The organism is Candidatus Solirubrobacter pratensis, from assembly GCF_000425945.1.
In the GTDB taxonomy this organism is placed as follows: Bacteria; Actinomycetota; Thermoleophilia; order Solirubrobacterales; family Solirubrobacteraceae; genus Solirubrobacter; species Solirubrobacter pratensis.
The window spans coordinates 118,442-137,640 of record NZ_AUEK01000010.1 but is presented as its reverse complement, the minus strand read 5'-3'; the positions used below and the strand labels follow the sequence as shown (position 1 = coordinate 137,640).

Genomic DNA, 19,199 nt, shown 5'->3' with positions numbered 1-19,199 from the left:
AGGGGCATCACCGTTGCGGGACAGCGCCGGGATCGCACCGGACTTCGCTGGCATCCACGCCGCATCTGTGTGCGACGCCGACGAACCTATGCCACGCCCCGGACGGATCGCCGCCGGCGGCGCCCCACGAGGATCGCCGGGGTCGCCGCCGGCACGCGGGCCGCGGTCTCCCGCGGCCCGCGTCGCGTCGGCTCAGCGCAGCGTGATCGCGATCGCCGCGCCGCCCGCGCGCAGCGTGTAGCGGCCGCGCGGGAGCGCCTTCGCCGCCCGCAGCGCGTGCGCCGTCCCGCGCGCGTACGTGTGCCCGTGGCGCGTCAGCCGCGCGCTGCCCTTGGCGCTCACCGTGCACGTGACCTTGCGGCGCGCCTTGCCCGTGATCTTGCAGCTGACCTTCGCAGCGCGACCGCGCGGGCCGGCCGGGCCGGCGGGACCGGGCGCCCCGTTCGCGCCCGCGGCTCCCGGCGCGCCGGCGTCGCCCTTCACCCCGCCCGGCGCGGCCGGCGTCGCCGTGCCCGTGCCGGTCAGCGCGACCGTCTCGCCGAGCACCGTCAGCGTCCCAGCGCGCGGGCCGCTCTCGCCCGGCGCGAACCGGACCCGGACCGTGCAGCTCGCGCCGGGCTCCACCACGGCCGCACAGCCGTCGGAGGCGATCAGGAAGTCGTCCCCGCCGGCGATCGCGTGCGCGCCGCGGACCGGGTACTCGCTCGCGGTGAACGTCACGGCGCGGGCGGCGCCGATCGTCCCGACCGCCTGGTTGCCGAAGCCGGCGTCCTCGCCCGCCAGCGTCCCCTGCGGCAGCGGCGTGTGCTGGAGCCGCAGCGCCGCCACGTCGCCGAACGGCACCGGCTGCCCGGCGGCGAGCTTCTCCGCGCCGCCGTCGAGCGAGGCGAGCCAGCCGCCGGCGGGATCGTCGGGCGTCTTGCCGTTCAGGCTCGTCACGCGGCCGGCGCTGACCGTCAGCTCCGTCACGCAGCCCGCGGGCATCGACGACGCCTTCGCGGCCGCGAGGACGGCGGTGAGCGGCGCGCCGGCGGGCGCGGTGGTGCGGCAGAACGAGACGCCGCCGTGGCCGTCGTCGATCGCGAGCGCGACGGGCACGCTCGTCCCGTCCGCCACCGCCGGCGCCGGGCGCACGCTGAGCGGCTCGGCGCTGAAGCTCTCGCCCGCCAGCGCTCGGACCGCATCCTGGCTCGCGTAGAGGTTCGGGTTCGCGCCCTCGGACTCGGTGGTCGTGTACTTGAACGAGCCGTTCGCGCGCTGCAGCGAGAGCAGGAAGTCCACCGGCGTCTTGCCCTGCGCGGTCGTCCAGTCGGCCGACTGGGGATCGATCCCGCAGGCGTTGAGGCCGGAGACGACCCACGAGTTGGAGTCCGCGTTCTTGCCGAAGATCGCGTTGAAGCCGCCCGTCGCGGGGTCCAGCTTGCCCTTCAGGAACGCGAGGCCGGCGGCGACCGCGGGATCGGCCGGCGTCACACCCGTGTCGCACAGGGCCGCGATCGCCGCGCCGGTCATGTCGACGTCGCTCGCGCTCGCCTTCTGCGCGGGCGTGATGCCGGGGCCGAACGTCCAGCCGCCGTCATTGTGCGCGTTCGCGCGGATCGCCTGCGCGCCCTGGGCGAGCAGCGACCGCGGCACGTGGGTGCGGGCGAGCGCGAGGACCGAGAAGATCTGGCCGTTGATCAGATTCGGGCTGCCGTAGTAGCCGCCCGGCTGGTAGAGGCCCGCGAGCTGGGCGACGAGGTTCGAGCTCGCGCTCAGCCGCGTCGGCTGCAGGCCGGCCGCGTGGGCGGCGAGCAGGACGCGGGCGAAGTCGGTCGCGACGTAGCCGGAGGCGTTCTTGAACGTCGCGGCGTCGGTCGGCGCGATCCAGGCGTCGCTGGTCCAGGTCGTGTTGAAGAAGTCCTGGGCGGACGGCCCGCCGGCGCCGTGGACGTCCTTGGCGTCGATGCCGGCGGCGGCGAGCGCGGAGAGCGACCAGTCGCCGCCGTAGCCGGGGATGTTGCCGGTGGCGACGTCCTGCTTGGACCGGAGCCAAGCCGTGCCGTTGGCGATCGCGGCCTGGACCTGCCCGGGCGGGGCCGCCTGGGCCGGTGCTGCGAGACAGGCGGCGGCGATGCCTGCCGCGAGGGCGGTTCTGAGTCGGTGCATGTCGATGCTCCCTTCGGGAGGCGGCGACACGCGCCGGCGCATGGCAGCGGCGGCCGGGCCGGCCGCCTAGACGCGAGACGGATGACGTCCCACGGCAGGGTGTTCGGGCTCGGGCTCAACCTCCGGGGCCTCCTTCCCGAGCCGAGCCGGCTCAGTGGACCTGCGACCCGTTCGTCACCCATACCGCTGCGCGTCAGCCCCGGCCTCGCACCGGGTTCCCCGACGCCGTGGGGCCGGGGAAGGTACTAGAGTCCGCGGCCGAAAGGGACCGGTGGTCAAGGGAAGTCCGGTGAGAAGCCGGCGCGGGCCCGCCACTGTGACCGAGGAACGCCCTCCGCATCACGTCACTGAGTCCTGCTCGGGAAGGCGCGGAAGGGAAGCTCGGGAGCCAGGAGACCTGCCTCCGGTCCACAACGTCGGACGCCCTCGCGGAAAGGGGCCAAGGCATCTTGCGGTGGATCATCCGCGCGACGACCGTCGCGCTCTTCTTCGGGGCCGCGGCCCCGGCGGTCGCGGCTCCGGCCGTCGTCGACGTCCGCATCGAGGGCGCGACGCGCACGCTGTTCGAGGGCCCGGTGCGGACCGACGGCCACGCGGTCCGCGCGGCGTCGGACACGGCCGCCCATCACTGCGACGGCACCAACAACGGCGCGAACCCGGAACCCGGCCCGACGGCCACGGCGGCGAGCGTCGACGCGATGACGATCACCGGGCGCGACTTCGACGCCGACTGGTATCCGGGCCTCGACGACTACTTCCTCACGCGCTTCGGCCCCGACGCGGAGAACGACGACGCCTACGCCTGGTGGGGCATTCTCGTCGACGACGTCTTCACCACGGTCGGCGGCTGCCAGTCCCGGGTCGCGGACGGCGACCGCGTGCTGTGGGCCTACGACGCCTTCAGCGGGCGGCCGTTCCTGAAGCTGAGCGGGCCGCCGGCGGCGGGCGCCGGCGCGCCGTTCACGGTGACCGTCAAGGACACGGACGGCACGCCGGTGCAGGGCGCGATCGTCGCGCCGGTGAGCACCGACGCGGCCGGTGATCAGACGGTGCTCACGGGCTCGACCGACGCCGCGACGACCGGCGCGGACGGAACGGCCACGCTCAGCTTCGCCGCCGCCGGCTGGCATCGGATCAAGGCCGCAGGCGACGGATTCGTGCGCTCGAACCGCCTCGACGTGTGCGTCGCCCAGTGCGGCCCCGCGCCGGCCGACACGCTGGTCCGGGCGGTTGCGACGCCGACGCCGTCGGCGACCCCCGCGCCGTCGCCGACCCCGGCGCCGTCGCCTTCGCCGGAGCCGACGCCGGTCGCGGTCGCGGCGACGCCGGAGCCCGTCGCCGCGCCGCCGCTGCGCATCTCCGCGCCCCGGATCACCACGGCGGGCGACCGTCGCGGCCTGGTCGAGGTCCGGTGGCAGATCGCCGATCCGGGCCCGGGGCTGCGCGGCTGGACGCTCGAGTCCGCGCCGGCGCGCACGAAGACGTGGACGACGCGCGCCACCGGCGGCGCCGGCAAATCCTCCGCGCGTCTCCCCCTCCCTGCCGGCCGCGGCTACGACCTGCGCTTCACCGCGACCGACGTCCTCGGCCGCGTCTCCACCGTCGCGGCCGGCCGGGTGCTCGTCCCGCTCGACGACCGCTCGCTCGGGCTGGGGCACGCGTGGCGCCACGCGTCGTCGGCGCGTGCCTGGCGCGGCACGCTCTCATTCGGCGCCCGTGGCGCCGCACTCGCGGTGCGGCTGTCCGGCGGCCGTCCGGTCGTCCGCGTCCGCGCCTCGCGCGCGGGCACGCGCGTGAAGCTCGGGTCGCGTACATACCGCGTCTCGGGCTCGACCCGCACGATCACCGGCGTCCGCCGGGCGGCCGGGCGCGTCGAGCTGCGCGTGCTCGCCGGGCGCCTGGGAGTGGACGGCGTTGCGGTGGCGCCCTGACGTCGTCGCGGCGGCGGCCGCGGTCCTGCTCTTCGCGGCGCTCTGCGGCCTGGCCGCGGCGGCGCCGCCCGACGCGCAGAACCGCGACCGGCTCGACGCGACCGTCCGCTACCTCCAGAACGCCCAGAACCCCGACGGCGGCTTCGGCTCGGCGGTCGGCGCTCCGTCGGACGCCGACTTCAGCGCGTGGGTCGCGTACGCGCTGGCCGCGGCGGGGATCAACCCGCAGGACCAGGCGAAGCCCGGCGGGACCGACGCGTACGCCTACCTCGCTGAAGAGACCGCCGGCCTGTCGGTCACGACCGACTGGGAGCGCGTGCTGCTCGTCGCGATCGCCGCGGGCACGCCGCCGCACGACTTCGGCGGGACGGACCTGGTGGCGCGCATCCTCGAGCGCCGCCTGCCCGACGGCTCCTTCCCGCACGACGCGGGCGGCACGGCCGGCGGCGTCAACGACACCGCGTTCGCGGTGCTCTCCCTGTGCCGCGTCCCCGATCCCGCCGCGCAGGCCGCGATCCCCGGCGCGGTGGACTGGCTGCTCTCGGTGCAGGACCCCAAGACCGGCGGCTGGGGCCACACGCCGGGAGGCGCGACGGTCGGCGTCGACATGACCGGCGCCGTGATCCAGGCGCTCGACGCCGCCGGACGGCGCGGGACCGAGGCCGAACGGCGCGGGTTCGACTACCTGCGCTCGCTCCAGAACGACGACGGCGGCTTTCCGCAGGCGTCGTGGGTCAAGGCGTCCAACGTCGCCTCGACGGCGTGGGCGGTGCAGGCGATGTGGTCGGCCGGGATCGATCCGCGGACGTGGGAGCGCGCCGGCGGCGACCCGCTCGACTACATGGCCCACATGCAGCAGCCGGACGGCTCGGTCCGGTACATGGACGGCGACGACTCCAACCGGCTGTGGATGACCGCCCAGGTCGCGCCGGCGTTCGCCGGGCAGGCGAACCCGCCGTCGCCCGCGCCGCGCTCCAAGCCGCCCGAGCCGGTCCCGACGGTCTCCGCGACGCCGGCGGGAGCGCCGGCCGCCGGCGAGGGCCAGGGCGGCCTCGGCGGGCGGCAGAGCGGCGGCGTGATCGCGGGCGGCGGCGGCGAGGGCGCGCCGCTGTTCAGCCGGCCGCGGCCGCAGAGCCGCGGGCGGACGGCGGGCGGCGCGCGCGAGCTCGATCCGCGCCGCGCGCGCCGCGCACCGGCTGCGCCGACACCGGTGCCCCTCGCCACGGCCACGGCGACGCCCGCCCCGCCCCGCCGCGCCACGACCGCGACGCCCACGCGCGCGGCACGCGGCACGCGCCTCGCCGGCGACGGCGCCGGACCGGGCGGGCCGGGCGGGCCGGGCGGTTACGCGACCGTCACCGGCACGCTCGTCGACACGAACGGCAAGGCGGCGCCACACGCCCTCCCCGCGGCGCCGGGCCTGCGAGCCGCCGGCGCGGGCGGAGCGGGCGACGCCGCCGCGCTCGCGATCGCGATCGCGCTCGGCTGCGCCGCCCTCGCCGGCGCCACGGTCGAGCTCCGTCCCCGCGGGGCCCGCGCGTGATCGGCGCCTTCGACCTCGGCGAAGCGCTCGCCCGCATCGCCGCCGCCCTCCACGTCCCGGTCATGATCGGCGCGCTTCTCGCCCTCCTCGCGTGCGCGCTCGAGCTCGGGCGCTTCGCCGGCGAGGCCTGGCGGCGGGCTCGCCTCGGCCGCGGCGCGCTCGCCGGCATCCTCGCCCGCGGGATCGCGGAGCCGCGGCTGATCGAGCCGCTATGCGGCCAGGCGCCCACGCGCGCCGCGGGCGCCGCCGCCGCGCGCGTCGCGCGAGCCGTGTCGGCGGCCGACCGCACCGCCGCCGAGCACGCGCTGGCCGACTTCGAGCTCGCCGTCCAGCGGCGGCTCGACCGCACGCGGATCCTCGTCCGCGCGGGTCCGGCGATCGGCCTCATGGGGACGCTGATCCCGCTCGCGCCCGGCCTCGCCGCGCTCGGCCGCGGCGACGTCCCCGCGCTCGCCGAGGACCTCCGCAGCGCGTTCGGCGCGACCGTGATCGGCCTGCTCGTCGGCACCGTCGCCTACGCGCTCACGCTCACGCGGACGCGCCTCTACACCGAGGACCTCGCCGCGCTCGAGCGGGCGGCGGGCGCATGAGGCGCACCGGGCTCGGTCGCCACGGCCGGCTGTCCGGCGAAGACGCTGGCGACCCGCTCGACGGCCTCGTCAACCTGTTCGACATCGGGATCGTGCTCGCGATCGCGTTCCTCGTGGCAGGCCTCGGTCTCACGCGCGACCCGAAGTCCGGCCGCGTCGAGCCGCGCCCCCCCGCCCCCACCGCCACGCCGCAGGGCCCCACGGCCAGCGGCCGGGGACAAGCCGTCGGGACGGTCTACCAGCTCGCCGACGGCCGCCTCGTCCTCGTCGGTCCCAACGGGACCCGCCGCCCCATCGGCCCCTGAACCTGAAGAGCCTCAGAGACTCTGAGGCGTTGGCCAGGTGTGGACCGGCTCGTTGGAGTGCATGTGCTCGCGGTATAGGACCGCCATCTCGCGCAGCGCGTCCGCCCGGTCGAGCCGCTCGTAGAGCCGGTGGAACGCCGCCGCCTGCCAGGCGGCGCCGTTGACGCCCGTCACGCAGCGCCGCTCGACGATCCCGAGCAGCCGGTCGGCGTCGGCGGCGTCCACGCCCCAGCGCGCGAGCCCTTCGCGCGCCATCGGCAGCAGCTTGCGCAGCACCAGCTCCGCCGCCGGCGCCTCGCCCACGCCGGGCCAGTACATCCGCGCGTCGAGCCCGTGCCGGGCGCCCGCGTGGAAGTTGTCCGCGGCCGCCGCGAACGACATCTGCGTCCACACGGGCCGCTCGTCGTCGACGAGCACCCGGACGAGGCCGTAGTAGAAGGCGGCGTTGGCGAGGGTGTCGACGACCGTCGGGCCCGCGGGCAGCACGCGGTTCTCGACGCGCAGATGCGGGCGCCCGCGCACGACGTCGTACACCGGCCGGTTCCAGCGGTAGATCGTCCCGTTGTGCAGCCGCAGCTCCTGCAGCCGCGGCGCGCCGCCGGACTCGAGCACCGCCATCGGATCCTCGTCCTCGCACACCGGCAGCAGCGACGGGAAGTAGCGCACGTTCTCCTCGAAGAGGTCGAAGATCGAGGTGATCCAGCGCTCGCCGAACCAGACGCGCGGGCGCACGCCCTGCGCCTTGAGCTCCTCCGGGCGCGTGTCGGTCGCCTGCTCGAACAGCGCGATCCGCGTCTCGCGCCACAGCTCGCGCTGGAAGAAGAACGGCGAGTTCGCGCCGACCGCGAGCTGGAACCCGGCGATCGCCTGCGCCGCGTTCCAGTGCGGCCCGAACGCCGCCGGATCGACCAGCTGGTGGAGCTGGACGCTGGTGCACGCCGCCTCGGGCGCGATCGAGTCGGCGTACACCGCCAGCCGCTCCAGGTGCTCGATCGCGATGTGCAGGTCCTCGCCGCGCGCGGCGAAGATCTGCTCGTTCAGCAGCGCGTAGCGCGGGTTGGCCGACAGCGCCTCGCGGTTGAGCAGCTCCGGCGTCAGCGTCGGCAGGATGCCGATCATCAGCAGCCGCACGTGGGCCTGGCGAGCCGCCGCCTCGGCGTTGTTGAGATCGGCGCGCACGCACTCCTCGAGGTCGCTGAACACGCCGTCCACCAGGTGCCGCGGCGGGATGTTGATCTCGACGTTGAACTGTCCCAGCTCGGTCTGGAAGTCCTCGTCGGCGATCAGCTCGAGCACGTGCGTGTTGGCGAGCGCGGGATCGCCCGTCTCCTCGGTGAGGTTGAGCTCGATCTCCAGCCCGATCGAGCGCTTGTCGGCATCGAAGCGCGCTTCGCGCAGCATCCGCGCGAACACGTCGAGGTTGCGCTTGACCTTGTCGCGGTAGCGCTGGCGATCCTCGCGCGTGAATACGGTCGCGGCGACCTCGTCGCCCATGACTGCGGCTCCCCGGTACGGAGAGCCGCAGTGTCTCACAGCGTCAGGGTGTCGTGGTGGACCACGTCCAGGTGAGCGTCGTCGAATACGGCAGCGCGTCGCTCACCGTCACCGTGCCGCCGTCCGTCGCGTCGCCGGCGTTGCCGACCGTCAAGGTCAGCGTCCCCGGGTTGACCGTCGTGTTCGCCCCCCCGACGCGCAGCAGCGTGGACCGGCTGTGTTTACGCCCGGCCGGCCGACTGGCGGCGCGACCGGGTCACGGCGTCAGACGCCACCGCGGCGAGCAGCACGCCGCCGGTGACCATGAACTTCACCGAGGTGTCCCACGCGAGCAGGTCCATCCCGTTGGAGATCGACACGATCACCAACGCGCCCAGCAGCGCGCCCCACACCGAGCCGCGGCCGCCGAACAGGCTCACGCCGGCCACCACGGGCCCGGCGATCGACATCAGGAGCAGGTCCCCGCCGCCCGAGGACTGGTTGACCGCGAGCAGGCGCGACGCGGCCATGATCCCGCCCGCCGACGCCATCAGCGAGGCGATCACGAACACGAGCGTGCGGATCCGCGCGACGCGGATGCCGGCGCGCCGGGCGGCCTCGGCGTTGCCGCCGATGGCGTAGATGTGGCGGCCGAACGGCGTCCGCAGCAGCACCGTGTTCATCACGAGCACGAGCACGACGAGGATCAGCAGCGCCAGCGGCACGCCGCGGTCGGCGTTCAGCACCGCCACCGCGACGATCACGGCCGCCGCCGCGCAGCCGACTCGCAGGCCGAGCGCGAGCAGCGGCTCCGCCGCGAGCCCCGACCGCTCCCGTCGACGCCGGTGCCGAAGCGCCGACGCGACGAGAGCGGAGACCCCCACAACAGCAAGCAGCCAGCCGACGAGATCGGAGAAGAAGGTCGAGGTGAGGCCGGTGATCGTGGAGTCGGTCACGTTCAGCGTGCCGGTCGAGCCGAGCACGCGCAGCTGCGCCCCCTGCCAGGTCAGCAGGCCCGCGAGGGTCACCACGAAGGTCGGGATCGCCAGCCGCGTCGCCACCGTGCCCTGGAAGGCGCCGATCGCGACGCCGACCGCGAGCCCGGCGGCCAGCGCCGGCACGGCGCCCCAGCCGGCCTTCACCGACAGGCTCGCGGTGACCGCTGCCGACAGGCCGCTCACGGCGCCAACCGAGAGGTCGATCTCACCAAGCAGCAGGACGAGCACCACGCCGACGGACACGGTTCCCACCGCGACGCTCTGGAGCGCCAGGTTGGTCAGGTTGACCGGCGTCAGGAAGCGGTCGTGCGCGATCGCGAAGATCGCCCAGATGATCGCCAGCGTGATCAGCACCCGCAGCGACCCGGCCTCGCCCTGCGAGAGCCGCCGCAGCACGGCGCGCGGGCTGACCTCGAGGCCCGCCGCACGCTCGGTCGTCGCCGGAGCGCTCACCGGCGAGCACCGCCGATCTCGGCGAGGGACCGGCCGGCGTTCGCTTCGAGCATCGCTTCGCGGATGCTCATCCGGCCACCGCCACCGTCGCGCCCGTGATCGCCCCGACCACGTCCGCGTGCCGCGCCGGGTCGCCCGGGAACTCGCCCGCGTTGCGGCCGAGCCGCAGCACGACGATCCGGTCGGCGACCTCGAACACGTCCGCGAGGTTGTGCGAGACGATCAGCACGCCCAGCCCGCGCGAGCGCAGCCGCTTGACCAGCTCGAGCACCTGCGCCGTCTGCGACACGCCCAGCGCCGCGGTCGGCTCGTCGAGGACGACGAGCTTCGGCTCGCCGAGCAGCGCGCGCGAGATCGCGACCGACTGGCGCTGGCCGCCGGAGAGCGTCCCGACCTCCGCGCGCACGCTCGGCAGCCTGACCGACAGCGAGTGCAGCAGCTCGCTCGCCTTGCCCTCCATCGCGATCTCGTCCATGAACCTCAGGCCGCCCTCGCGCGCCTCCGTCCCGAGGTAGAGGTTGGCCACGACGTCGAGGTTGTCGCATAGCGCGAGGTCCTGGTACACGACGGCGATCCCGAGGTCGGACGCGTCGTGCGGGGAGCGGATGTGCACCTCGCGCCCCTCGAACGCGATCGTCGCCTCGTCGGCGGGCGCGACGCCGGAGATCGCCTTGATGAGCGTGGACTTGCCCGCCCCGTTGTCACCCGCGAGGGCGACCACCTCCCCGGCGTCGACCGTGATGTCGACGTCGCGCAGCGCCTCCACCGCGCCGTAGCGCTTGGAGGCGCCGGTGACGGTCAGCAGTGGCGTCACTGGATCCCCGCGTCGGCGCAGGCGCTCGCGTACTTGCTCGTGCAGATGTCGGCCGCGGAGTGGAACTCGTCCGCGATGATCGTGTCCTTGATGTTGTCCTTGGTGACCGGCGTCGGGTCCAGCAGCACCGTGGGGACGTCGCCCGCGCCGTTGTCGACCGAGGAGTTCACCAGGCTGGCCTGGGGCTTGGTGCCGCGCACGAGGTCGACCGCGAGCTCGGCGGCCGACTCGGCCTGCTTCTTGATCGCGAGGTAGATCGTCATGTACTGCTCGTCGGTGAGAATCCGCTGGATCGCCGCGACCTCGGAGTCCTGGCCGGTGGTCACGACGCTCTTGACGTCCATCCGGCCGACTTCATCGCGGCGATCGCGCCGCCGACCATGCCGTCGTTGGCGGAGTAGACGCCCGCGATCTTGTCCTTGCCGATCGCGGTGATCGCCTGCTCGGTCTCCTGCTGGGCCTTGTCCGGGCTCCAGTCGGGCGTGTCGTACTCGCGCGCGATCTTCACGCCCGAGGAGTCCAGCACCTCGTGCGCGCCCTTCTTGTAATCGCCGGAGCTGGGGTCGGTGGGCGAGCCGTTGAGCATCACGATCTGCTTGCCGCCGGCCGAGCCGAGCTTGTCGAGCAGGCTCTGCGCCTGGATCTTGCCGACCTTCACGTTGTCGAAGGACACGTAGTAGTCGATCGGCGCGCCCGAGATCAGGCGGTCATACGCGATCACCGGGATCTTCGACTGCTTGGCCCGGTTCACCGTCGCCTGCGCGGCGTCGGCGTCGACCGCGTCGAGCACGAGCACCTTCGCGCCGTTGGTGATCGCGGCCTCCGCCTGCTGCTGCTGCCGCGACGCGTCCTGATTGGCGTTCGAGTAGATGATCTTGCAGTCCGGGCAGAGCTCCTTGACCTTGGCCTCGAAGCGCGGCTTGTCCTGCTCCTCGTAGCGCGTCGTCTTCGTCTCGGGCAACAGCAGCGCGATCGTGCCGCTCTTCTCGCCCGACGACTTGGCTCCTCCGCCGGAGGCAGTGCCGGAGCCGTCGTCATCACTGCCGCACGCGGCCACGGCGCAGGCCAGCGAGACCGCGATCAGCGCGAGCGAGCCCCTCCGCTGAATCCCCATCGAGGTTCCCCTTTCCTCTCTCTCCAGTTCAAGTAAAGGTACTTTCCGAATGCCGGTCGGTCAAGAGCCATACCAAGTAGGAGCGGCGCCCCTACTCGGCAGCCTCCTTTCCGAATTCGGCTCCGAGCGCGGCCGGGCTGGCCGCCGCGTGGCGGTGATTGGACGGCCGCGCGACGAGGCTCGAGGCGAGCCCTGTCGCGGCTGCGAGGGCGTCGGACCAGTCGCGGCCCGAGGCGAGCGCCGCCAGCAGTCCCGCGTTGAAGGCGTCGCCGGCGCCGGTCGTGTCCCTCGGCTCCACGACCGGCGCCGGGCTCGTCAGCCGGCCCCCGCCTGGGCCGAAGGCGATGCAGCCCTCGGCGCCGAGCTTGATCACGACCCAGCCGCCCGACCGCCGCTGGAGCGCCCGGCCGGCCCGCGGGACCGCGTCCACTCCGGCCAGCGCGCAGGCCTCCGCCTCATTGGGAAGGAAGACGTCGACCAGCGGCAGGATCGAGTCCAGCTCGGCGCGCGCGGCCTGGGGGAACCCCTCCGGATCCCAGGCGGTGTCGAAGTAGGTGCGCGCGCCGCGCTCGCGCGCCGCGGCGAGCAGGCGGCGCGTGGGCTCCCCCCGCAGCGAGGGGGAGCAGAAGTAGTCGCATAGCAGCACGTGCTCGGCGGCCAGGCTCTCGGGCGGCACGATCGTCTCGCCGGCCGTGCCGGTCACGCCGAGGTAGGTGAGGAAGGCGCGCTCGCGGTGCGGCGCCTCGGCGGCGACCGTCAGGCCCGTCGGCTGGGCCGGGTCGACGTAGATGTCGTCGGCGAGGTCGAACTCCCCCAGGCGGTCGAGGATCCAGCGGCCGAAGTGATCGTCGCCGACGGCGCCCACGAGGCGCGGCGCCACCCCGACCTCGGCCAGCGCCAGCGCCGTGTTGGCGCCCGCCCCGCCGACGCGCAGGCTCATCTCGTCGACGAACGCGCTCGCCCCCGCGGGCGGCAGCGCGTCCACCGGCGTCAGCACCAGGTCGACCTGGACGCAGCCGATGACCGTCACGGCGTGCACGTACGTGTTCCCTCCGCCCCTCTCCGCATCCTTTTAGGTACCTTTCCTAACGAATTGCCAAGCTACCGGCTCGGATCCGGTTGGTCAAGACCGGCGGCTTAGGTAGGCTTGTTGTCCTAGATGCGCGGGAATTTGCGGGATTCGCTGAGCGGGGAGAGCCCGCGCCCCAACCTGCTTCGCGAGCTGAGCGAGCAGGCGATCCTCGAGACGATCTTCCGCGAGGGGCCGATCACGCGCCCCGAGATCGCCGAGCGGACGCACATCTCCAAGCCGACGGTGTCCGCCGTCGTGGACCGCCTGGTCGACGCGCACCTCGTGCAGCCCGCCGGCGAGCGCCCGGGGCGGCGCGGGCGCACGCCGCTCGCGTTCACCGTCAACTCCGCCGCCGGCTTCGTCGTCGGCATCGACATCGGATCGACGCGCGTGCGCGTGGCGGCGGTCGACATCTACGGCGAGAAGCTGCGCGAGCTGGAGCTGGAGACCGCGACGGGCGGGCCGCGCGCCGTCGAGGAGCAGATCACCGCCACCGTGCGCCAGATCGATCGCGAGCTCGCGGCCTCGCACCGCGAGCTGCTCGCCATGGGCGTCTCGACGCCAGGCGTCGTGGACCCCGCCACGCGGCGCGTGACGTCGCTCGCCTGGCATCTGAGCGCGACCGGCGAGTTCGACTCGCTGGCGACGCTCGAGAGCCGCTTCGGCGTCCCGGTCCTGGTCGACAACGACGTCAACATGGCCGCCGTCGGCGAGAAGTGGCACGGTCTCGCGGGCGGCGCCTCGACGTTCGTGTTCGTCTCGATCGGCGCCGGCGTCGGCATGGGCCTCGTGATCGAGAACGACCTCTTCCGCGGCTTCCACGGCGCGGCCGGGGAGATCGGCTACCTGCCGCTCGCGCGCGACCCGTTCGACGCGCACCACCGCCGGCTGGGCGGCCTGGAGGACGAGATCGCCGCCGGCGGCATCCTCGCCGCTTACACCGCCGCCGGCGGCGAGGCCGCCTCCGCGCGCGAGGTCGTCGAGGCCGCGCGCGACGGCGACGAGGTGGCGTCCGGCGTGCTGGAGAGCGCCGCGCAGCGCATCGGACTGGCCATCGCGACGGTCTGCGCGGTGATCGATCCCGAGCTGGTCGTGCTCGGCGGGCGCATCGGCGGCTCGCCGGACCTGCTGCCGGCCGTGCGGGCGACCGTCGGGCGCCTGCTGCCGTTGCCGATGCGGATCGAGACGAGCATCCTGGCCGAGCGCGCCGCGCTCGAGGGCGCGCTGGCGATGGCGCTGCGCGAGGCGCGAGACCGGCTGTTCAGCCGCGAGCGCCGCGCGCCCGCGGCCGGCTAGTCCGGCACCGCGATCCCGGGGCGCGCCACGAGCCCTACGCTCGTAGCCGCACATGAGCACCCCCGCGACCGTCGCACTCAAGCGCGCAGGCCTCGAGGCGCGCACGCACGCGTACGAGCACGACCCGAAGGCCGAGTCCTACGGCGTCGAGGCGGCCGAGGCGCTCGGCCTCGATCCCGCCCGCGTCTTCAAGACGCTCGTCGCCCAGGTCGACGGGCGCCTGCACGTCGCGATCGTGCCCGTCGCGCGCCAGCTCGATCTGAAGGCGCTCGCGGCCGCGGCCGGCGGCAAGCGCGCCGAGATGGCCAAGGTCGCCGACGCCGAGCGCGCGACCGGATACGTCGCCGGCGGCATCAGCCCGCTCGGGCAGAAGAAGGCGCTCGCGACGGTGATCGACGAGTCCGCGCTCGCGCATCCCACCGTCTTCGTCAGCGGCGGCCGGCGCGGGCTCGAGATCGAGCTGGCCCCGGAGGACCTGCGGCGCCTCACGCGCGCGAGGACCGCCGCGATCGCCCGTTAGCGCACGCCTTGGCGGCTGAGGCGGATCGCCTCGGCGACGTTCGCGCTCGTGACGAAGCGCGGGCCGGTCGGGATCAGTCCTCCCGCCTGGGGGAAGATCCCGTGGCGCGCGCGCTCGGCGAGCAGCACGATCGGCAGGTAGCCCTCGAGATAGGGCTGCTGGTCGATCGCGAACAGCAGCCGCTTCTCCTCGATCGCCCGCAGGACGTCGTTGGAGAGGTCGAAGGTCGCGAGCTTGACGCGGCGCTCGAAGCCGCTCGCGCGCAGCGCCGCGAGCGCGGGAGCGGCGGCCGCCGCGCCGAGGGTCATGATCCCGTCGACGTCGCCGCCGGAGAGCGCCTGCGCGATCGCGCGCTGCGCGTCCATCGTGTCCTGGAGGTCGATCGCCAGCGTGTCCGAGGTCCCGCCGCGGCCGGCGAGCCCCTTGGCGAAGCCCAGGCAGCGCTCCGACAGGCCGTCGTTGCCGCTCTCGTGGTTGACGCACAGCGCGTGCCGCACGCCCGCGGCCGCCATCCGCTCGCCCGCTTTGACGCCCGCCTCGTACTCCGGCTGCCCGACGTGGATCTCCACCCCGAGCTGCTTGAACTCGTCGCTGCCCGAGTTGATCGTCACGACGGGGATGCCCGCCCGCTCGGCGTCGCGGATCGCCGAGCCGAGCGCGCTCGCGTCGGGCAGCGAGACGACGAGCCCGTCGGGCCGGTCGGCGATCGCCTCCTCGACCAGCTCGCGCATGCGCTCGATGTCGTAGGTGTCCGGCGCGCGGTAGGAGACCGCGACGTTCTGGCTGCGGCCCGCGTCCTCGATCCCGCGCTTGACGACCGCCCAGATCGGGTCGGAGGCCTGGCCGTGCGTGATCACGGCGATGCGGGTCGAGGTGATGCGCAGTCCGCGCGACGGCTGGTCGGGCGACGGGCGCGCCGCGACCGCCTGGTCGCCGCGCACGACGAGGTCCGGCTCGCGCACGCTCGTCGTCCTGCCGCAGCCGGCAAGGGCGAGCAGCGCGGCGAGCGCGAGCAGCGCGCGGATCATTGCGCCGCCACCTCAGCCGCGAGCGAGCCCGGATCGATCGGGATCCGGGCCTCCAGTCGCGTCCCGGCGCCCGGCGGACTGTCGAGCATCAGCTCGCCGTCGAGCACGGCCAGGCGGTCGATCAGCCCGCGCAGGCCGGTCCCGCCCTCGATCGTCGCGCCGCCGATGCCGTCGTCGGCGACGACCACGTGCACCTCGCCGCCGTCGCGCTCGACGAAGACGCTCGCGCGCGTCGTGCCGGCGTAGCGCACGACGTTGGTGAGCCCCTCGGCGATCACGAAGTAGGCCGCCGCCTCGACGGCGGCGGGCAGCCGCTCGGTCAGCGCGACGTCGTGCTCGACCTCCAGCGGCGCGCGGTCCGCGAGCGCCTCGACGGCCGGCCCGAGCCCGCGGTCGGACAGGATCGCTGGGTGGATCCCGCGCGCGAACTCGCGCAGCTCCGCGAGCGCCTCGGCGAGCTTGTCCCCGAGCTGGTCGACGGTCGACTGCAGGCCGCTGTCGGAGAGCCGCGCCTTGAGCATCCGCAGGTCGAGCGCGAGGCTGACGAGCTGCTGCTGGGCGCCGTCGTGCAGGTCGCGCTCGATCCGCCGGCGCGCGTCGTCGGCCGCCTCGACGATCCGCACGCGCGACAGACGCAGCTCCTCCACGCGCGCCCGCAGCTCCGCCTTCAGGCGCTCGTTGTCGATCGCCAGCGCGGCGGCCGCGGCGGCGGCGGACACGAGCTCGGGCGAGGCGTCGAGCTCGGCGTCGTGGACGATCGCGGCGACGCGCGTGCCCTCGTGCTCGACGGCGGTCCACGCGCGGCCGGAGCCGGGCTCCGGGAGCGTCACCGGACGGCCGCGGTCGTCGACGAAGATCTCGCGCTGCGGGAGCCAGTAGGCGATGTTGAGCGAGCGATCGCCGAGGCGCTCGGCCAGCAGCTCCCGCACGGGCCCGCCTTCCGGCATGCGGGAGCGCAGAAGGCGCCCGGCGAGCAGCCGGGCGAGTGCGCCGTCGCCCTCCAGCACGGCGAGCGCGACGATGGCGGCGGGAGCCGCGAGCAGGCAGAGGACGATGCCCAGGCCCGGCCCGAGCTCCCACGGGCCGACGAGCCGGTCTTCGCCGCCGCCGGTCAGGCCGGAGAGCCCGAGCACGAGCAGGGCGGCCGCCAGCAGCACCGGCGCTGCGGCGACCGCGAGGCCCGCGACCGCGAGCGGCAGCTTGAGCAGCAGCATCGCGACCGCGCGCCAGAGCTCGCGCCCGCGCGCCTCGGCGTGGAGCGCCGGAAGGTGCGTGGCGAGCATCCGGTTGGCCTGGCGGCGCTCGCTCTCGGCGAAGCGCCAGACCAGGCCGGTGACGCCGTCGAGCGGCGCGCGCCACAGCGGCGACAGCGCGAGGCCCACGAGCAGCCCGCCGCCGATCAGCAGCAGGTACGTGATCCCCTGCCCGAGACCGACGACGAGGTAGACGAGCGCGCGCCATGCGGCGCGCAGGTGGCGGGCGATGCCGAAGCGGCCCGATGCCGGGCCGCGGGTCGTCGTGTCGACCGCCACCGCGACCTCGGTCACGCGCCCTCCACCGTGACGTTGCCGGTCGTGCTCAGCGCCTGCACCTGGTAGGGCGCGTCGTCGTCCGCGGTGACGCCGCGCACGCGGCGGCGGCCCGCGTCGGACTCGGCGTCGACGCGGTAGCGGCCGGTCGGCACGACGGCGCGCACGTCGCCGCTGCGCGAGCGCAGCTCGAGCCGCTCGGTCGAGCAGTCGGCGGCGGCGCTGACGTCGCCGGCCTCGGTAATGGCGCGCAGCGAGAAGCCGCAGAAGCCGCCGGCGGCGACGCCGCCTGAGCGCGTCTGGACCTGGACCGACGCGCGCACGCCCTCCAGGCGGACCGCGCCGCTGGAGGTCGTCACCTCGACGGCGACGTTGTCCGGCACGCTCACGCGGTAGCTCGCGCGGCAGTCGCCGAGCACCTGGCGCGGGCAGCGGGAGACGATCTCCAGGCGTCCTGCCTCCACCGAGCGGCGCTCGGCCGCGGGGTGGCCGAACGCGAAGCGGTCCACGCGCCGGACCTCGACGGCGCCGCCGCCCCCGTCGATCTCGACGTCGGCGGCCCCGAGGTCGAGCCGGATGCCGGAGAGGTCGCCGAGCACGCGGTAGGACGTCGTGCGCGTCTCGCGCGAGGCGGCCCACCAGATCGCCGTCCCGACGGCGACGACGACCAGGGTCACGGCACACGCGGCGACCAGCCACCACCATGCCGAGACCCGGCGCGCCGTCTTCATCGTCACCACGCGCAGCGTAAACGGCAACGGGGTACGGGTGACCACACCAACGTTCACGGGCCTGCCGTAATGGCGCCCCGCCGCCTGAGTGGAACTATTCCTCTCGTTCCCCAATCACGGACTAGACGGGGCCCACGGAAGGGCCGACTTCTCTCCTCGCTCAGATCCCAGGGCGCTCCCTCCTCCTCCCCGACGCTCGCCGATCTGAAGCCTTTGAGCCGCCGCGCCTGACCAGCGCGGCGGTTCCTTTTAAACGGTCGCACGATGGCCTGACGGGCGTAGGATCGCGCCATGAGCCAGACCAAGTATGTGCTCGGCGAGGACGCCATCCCGACGCACTGGGTCAACCTGCTGGGAGACCTCCCGGGCGAGCCGCTGCCCCCGCTCAACCCGCAGACCGGGCAACCCGCGGGCCCGGACGACCTGACGCCGATCTTCCCGATGGGGCTGATCCTCCAGGAGGTCTCGCCCGAGCCGGAGATCGCGATCCCCGACGCCGTGCGCGACGCGTACCGGCTCTGGCGCCCGACTCCGCTCTACCGGGCGCGCCGGCTGGAGGCGGCGCTCGATACGCCGGCCAAGATCTTCTACAAGTACGAAGGCGTCTCGCCGGCCGGCTCGCACAAGCCCAACACGGCCGTGCCGCAGGCGTACGAGAACGCGCAGGCCGGGATCAAGAAGCTGGCGACGGAGACCGGCGCCGGGCAGTGGGGCTCCTCGCTCGCGTTCGCCTGCGCGCTGTTCGGGCTTGAGTGCGAGGTCTTCATGGTCGGCTCGAGCTACGACCAGAAGCCGTACCGGCGCTCGATGATGCAGACCTGGGGCGCGACGGTGCACCGCTCGCCCTCCGACCTGACCGGCTCGGGCCGGGCGCAGGCCGCGCACACCACCGGCTCGCTCGGGATCGCGATCTCCGAGGCCGTCGAGGTCGCGGCCAAGGACCCGGAGTGCAACTACGCGCTCGGCTCGGTGCTCAATCACGTCCTGCTGCACCAGACGGTGATCGGGCAAGAGGCGATCGCGCAGCTCGAGCTGGCGGAGGCGTTCCCGGACGTGATCGTCGGCTGCGTCGGCGGCGGCTCGAACTTCGGCGGGCTGACGTTCCCGTTCCTGCGCGGGACGCTGCGCGGCGAGAACTCGATCCGCTACGTCGCGGCCGAGCCGGCCGCGTGCCCGACGCTCACGCGCGGCGTGTACGCGTACGACTACGGCGACACGGCCGGGCTGACGCCGCTGATGCCGATGTACACGCTCGGCCACGACTTCGTCCCGCCGCCCGTCCACGCCGGCGGCCTGCGCTACCACGGCGACGCGCCGATGCTCTGCGGGCTGGTGAAGGCGGGCATGGTCGAAGCGCGCGCGTACCGCCAGAACGAGACCTTCGAGGCCGCCGTGCGCTTCGCGCGGACCGAGGGCATCATCCCGGCGCCCGAGCCGGCGCACGCGATCCGCGCCGTGATCGAGGAGGCCGAGGCCGCCAAGCAGGCCGGTGAGGAGCGCACGATCCTGTTCGGGCTCTGCGGCCACGGCAACTTCGACCTCGCGGCCTACGACGCGTTCCTGGCCGGCGAGCTGGAGGACCCCGACTTCTCCGAGGAGGAGATGCAGGCGGCGCTGGACCGGCTGCCCGAGAACATCCCGGCGATCGCCTGAG

17 protein-coding genes and 2 riboswitches are annotated in these 19,199 nt (G+C 74.4%); of the genes, 7 read left to right on the top strand and 10 right to left on the bottom strand.

Going from position 1 to position 19,199, the window contains the following annotated elements; genetic code table 11:
• Positions 1 to 192 precede the first annotated feature (192 nt).
• The gene (locus tag H958_RS37825) at positions 193 to 2,148 is read right to left on the bottom strand and encodes a hypothetical protein (protein ID WP_051324359.1); all 1,956 of its coding nucleotides are present in this window, start codon (positions 2,146 to 2,148) and stop codon (positions 193 to 195) included.
• Positions 2,149 to 2,224: 76 nt separating this feature from the next.
• A riboswitch (cobalamin riboswitch) is annotated at positions 2,225 to 2,401 on the bottom strand.
• Between the two features lie 2 nt (positions 2,402 to 2,403).
• Positions 2,404 to 2,567: riboswitch (cobalamin riboswitch) on the top strand.
• A 30-nt stretch (positions 2,568 to 2,597) separates the two neighbouring features.
• On the opposite strand from H958_RS37825, the gene H958_RS48880 reads away from it, so the two are divergent.
• From H958_RS48880 to H958_RS37810, 4 genes are read left to right on the top strand one after another with little or no spacing between them, the layout of a single operon-like run.
• A complete protein-coding gene (locus tag H958_RS48880; RefSeq protein ID WP_051324358.1) occupies positions 2,598 to 4,079 on the top strand; it encodes a carboxypeptidase-like regulatory domain-containing protein in 1,482 nt (493 codons plus the stop codon).
• Complete coding sequence (locus tag H958_RS0116175) at positions 4,063 to 5,622, top strand: prenyltransferase/squalene oxidase repeat-containing protein (protein WP_028059436.1); 1,560 nt, start codon at positions 4,063 to 4,065, stop codon at positions 5,620 to 5,622. The genes H958_RS48880 and H958_RS0116175 overlap by 17 nt, the downstream gene beginning before the upstream one ends.
• A complete protein-coding gene (locus tag H958_RS37815) occupies positions 5,619 to 6,212 on the top strand; it encodes a MotA/TolQ/ExbB proton channel family protein (RefSeq protein WP_051324357.1) in 594 nt (197 codons plus the stop codon). The genes H958_RS0116175 and H958_RS37815 overlap by 4 nt, the downstream gene beginning before the upstream one ends.
• Entirely contained in the window at positions 6,209 to 6,517 is a 309-nt protein-coding gene (locus H958_RS37810; protein WP_051324356.1) for a DUF2149 domain-containing protein, read from the top strand. Before H958_RS37815 ends, H958_RS37810 begins: the two co-directional genes overlap by 4 nt.
• 12 nt (positions 6,518 to 6,529) lie before the next feature.
• Here H958_RS37810 and H958_RS0116160 read toward each other — a convergent pair whose 3' ends face one another.
• The 6 genes from H958_RS0116160 to H958_RS0116135 form a co-directional block, all read right to left on the bottom strand.
• Positions 6,530 to 8,011 (bottom strand): glutamate--cysteine ligase family protein, encoded by a 1,482-nt coding sequence (locus H958_RS0116160; protein ID WP_028059434.1) that lies wholly within the window; start codon positions 8,009 to 8,011, stop codon positions 6,530 to 6,532.
• A gap of 221 nt (positions 8,012 to 8,232) precedes the next feature.
• A complete protein-coding gene (locus H958_RS0116150; RefSeq protein WP_028059433.1) occupies positions 8,233 to 9,441 on the bottom strand; it encodes a sugar ABC transporter permease in 1,209 nt (402 codons plus the stop codon).
• 67 nt (positions 9,442 to 9,508) lie between these two features.
• Positions 9,509 to 10,246, bottom strand: coding sequence for an ATP-binding cassette domain-containing protein (locus H958_RS0116145; RefSeq protein WP_028059432.1), 738 nt, complete (start codon positions 10,244 to 10,246; stop codon positions 9,509 to 9,511).
• A 5-nt stretch (positions 10,247 to 10,251) separates the two neighbouring features.
• Entirely contained in the window at positions 10,252 to 10,599 is a 348-nt protein-coding gene (locus H958_RS48215) for a substrate-binding domain-containing protein (RefSeq protein WP_231379267.1), read from the bottom strand.
• Positions 10,578 to 11,369 (bottom strand): substrate-binding domain-containing protein, encoded by a 792-nt coding sequence (locus H958_RS37805; protein ID WP_231379266.1) that lies wholly within the window; start codon positions 11,367 to 11,369, stop codon positions 10,578 to 10,580. The genes H958_RS48215 and H958_RS37805 overlap by 22 nt, the downstream gene beginning before the upstream one ends.
• Positions 11,370 to 11,460: 91 nt before the next feature.
• Positions 11,461 to 12,399, bottom strand: a complete 939-nt coding sequence (locus H958_RS0116135) for a carbohydrate kinase family protein (protein ID WP_051324355.1) — start codon at positions 12,397 to 12,399, stop codon at positions 11,461 to 11,463.
• Positions 12,400 to 12,540: 141 nt separating this feature from the next.
• Between H958_RS0116135 and H958_RS0116130 the strand changes: the two genes are divergently transcribed.
• Both H958_RS0116130 and ybaK read left to right on the top strand, forming a co-directional pair.
• On the top strand, positions 12,541 to 13,737 hold the full coding sequence (locus tag H958_RS0116130; RefSeq protein WP_028059430.1) for an ROK family transcriptional regulator: 1,197 nt from the start codon (positions 12,541 to 12,543) through the stop codon (positions 13,735 to 13,737).
• A 52-nt stretch (positions 13,738 to 13,789) separates the two neighbouring features.
• Positions 13,790 to 14,257 carry a Cys-tRNA(Pro) deacylase gene (gene ybaK, locus H958_RS0116125; protein WP_028059429.1) on the top strand — a complete coding sequence of 156 codons (468 nt, stop codon included), beginning with the start codon at positions 13,790 to 13,792 and terminating at the stop codon, positions 14,255 to 14,257.
• Here ybaK and H958_RS0116120 read toward each other — a convergent pair.
• Genes H958_RS0116120 through H958_RS0116110 form a run of 3 tightly spaced genes read right to left on the bottom strand, consistent with a single transcriptional unit; the run spans position 14,254 to position 17,545 of the window.
• Positions 14,254 to 15,285 (bottom strand): sugar ABC transporter substrate-binding protein, encoded by a 1,032-nt coding sequence (locus tag H958_RS0116120; protein WP_028059428.1) that lies wholly within the window; start codon positions 15,283 to 15,285, stop codon positions 14,254 to 14,256. The genes ybaK and H958_RS0116120 overlap by 4 nt on opposite strands.
• The gene (locus H958_RS43480) at positions 15,282 to 16,832 is read right to left on the bottom strand and encodes a sensor histidine kinase (RefSeq protein ID WP_051324354.1); all 1,551 of its coding nucleotides are present in this window, start codon (positions 16,830 to 16,832) and stop codon (positions 15,282 to 15,284) included. Before H958_RS43480 ends, H958_RS0116120 begins: the two co-directional genes overlap by 4 nt.
• On the bottom strand, positions 16,829 to 17,545 hold the full coding sequence (locus tag H958_RS0116110; protein WP_231379276.1) for a DUF4097 family beta strand repeat-containing protein: 717 nt from the start codon (positions 17,543 to 17,545) through the stop codon (positions 16,829 to 16,831). The genes H958_RS43480 and H958_RS0116110 overlap by 4 nt, the downstream gene beginning before the upstream one ends.
• A gap of 291 nt (positions 17,546 to 17,836) precedes the next feature.
• Here H958_RS0116110 and H958_RS0116105 point away from each other — a divergent pair, with 291 nt between their 5' ends.
• Positions 17,837 to 19,198, top strand: a complete 1,362-nt coding sequence (locus tag H958_RS0116105) for a TrpB-like pyridoxal phosphate-dependent enzyme (RefSeq protein ID WP_028059426.1) — start codon at positions 17,837 to 17,839, stop codon at positions 19,196 to 19,198.
• Position 19,199 lies beyond the last annotated feature (1 nt).

Excerpts from the sequence above, each read along its gene's own strand:
- H958_RS37825 (WP_051324359.1), bottom strand. The coding sequence starts at position 2,148 with ATGCACCGACTCAGAACCGCCCTCGCGGCAGGCATCGCCGCCGCCTGT.
- H958_RS37810 (WP_051324356.1), top strand. The coding sequence starts at position 6,209 with ATGAGGCGCACCGGGCTCGGTCGCCACGGCCGGCTGTCCGGCGAAGAC.
- H958_RS0116160 (WP_028059434.1), bottom strand. The coding sequence starts at position 8,011 with ATGGGCGACGAGGTCGCCGCGACCGTATTCACGCGCGAGGATCGCCAG.
- H958_RS48215 (WP_231379267.1), bottom strand. The coding sequence starts at position 10,599 with ATGGACGTCAAGAGCGTCGTGACCACCGGCCAGGACTCCGAGGTCGCG.
- H958_RS37805 (WP_231379266.1), bottom strand. The coding sequence starts at position 11,369 with ATGGGGATTCAGCGGAGGGGCTCGCTCGCGCTGATCGCGGTCTCGCTG.
- ybaK (WP_028059429.1), top strand. The coding sequence starts at position 13,790 with ATGAGCACCCCCGCGACCGTCGCACTCAAGCGCGCAGGCCTCGAGGCG.
- H958_RS0116120 (WP_028059428.1), bottom strand. The coding sequence starts at position 15,285 with ATGATCCGCGCGCTGCTCGCGCTCGCCGCGCTGCTCGCCCTTGCCGGC.
- H958_RS0116110 (WP_231379276.1), bottom strand. The coding sequence starts at position 17,545 with ATGAAGACGGCGCGCCGGGTCTCGGCATGGTGGTGGCTGGTCGCCGCG.
- H958_RS0116105 (WP_028059426.1), top strand. The coding sequence starts at position 17,837 with ATGAGCCAGACCAAGTATGTGCTCGGCGAGGACGCCATCCCGACGCAC.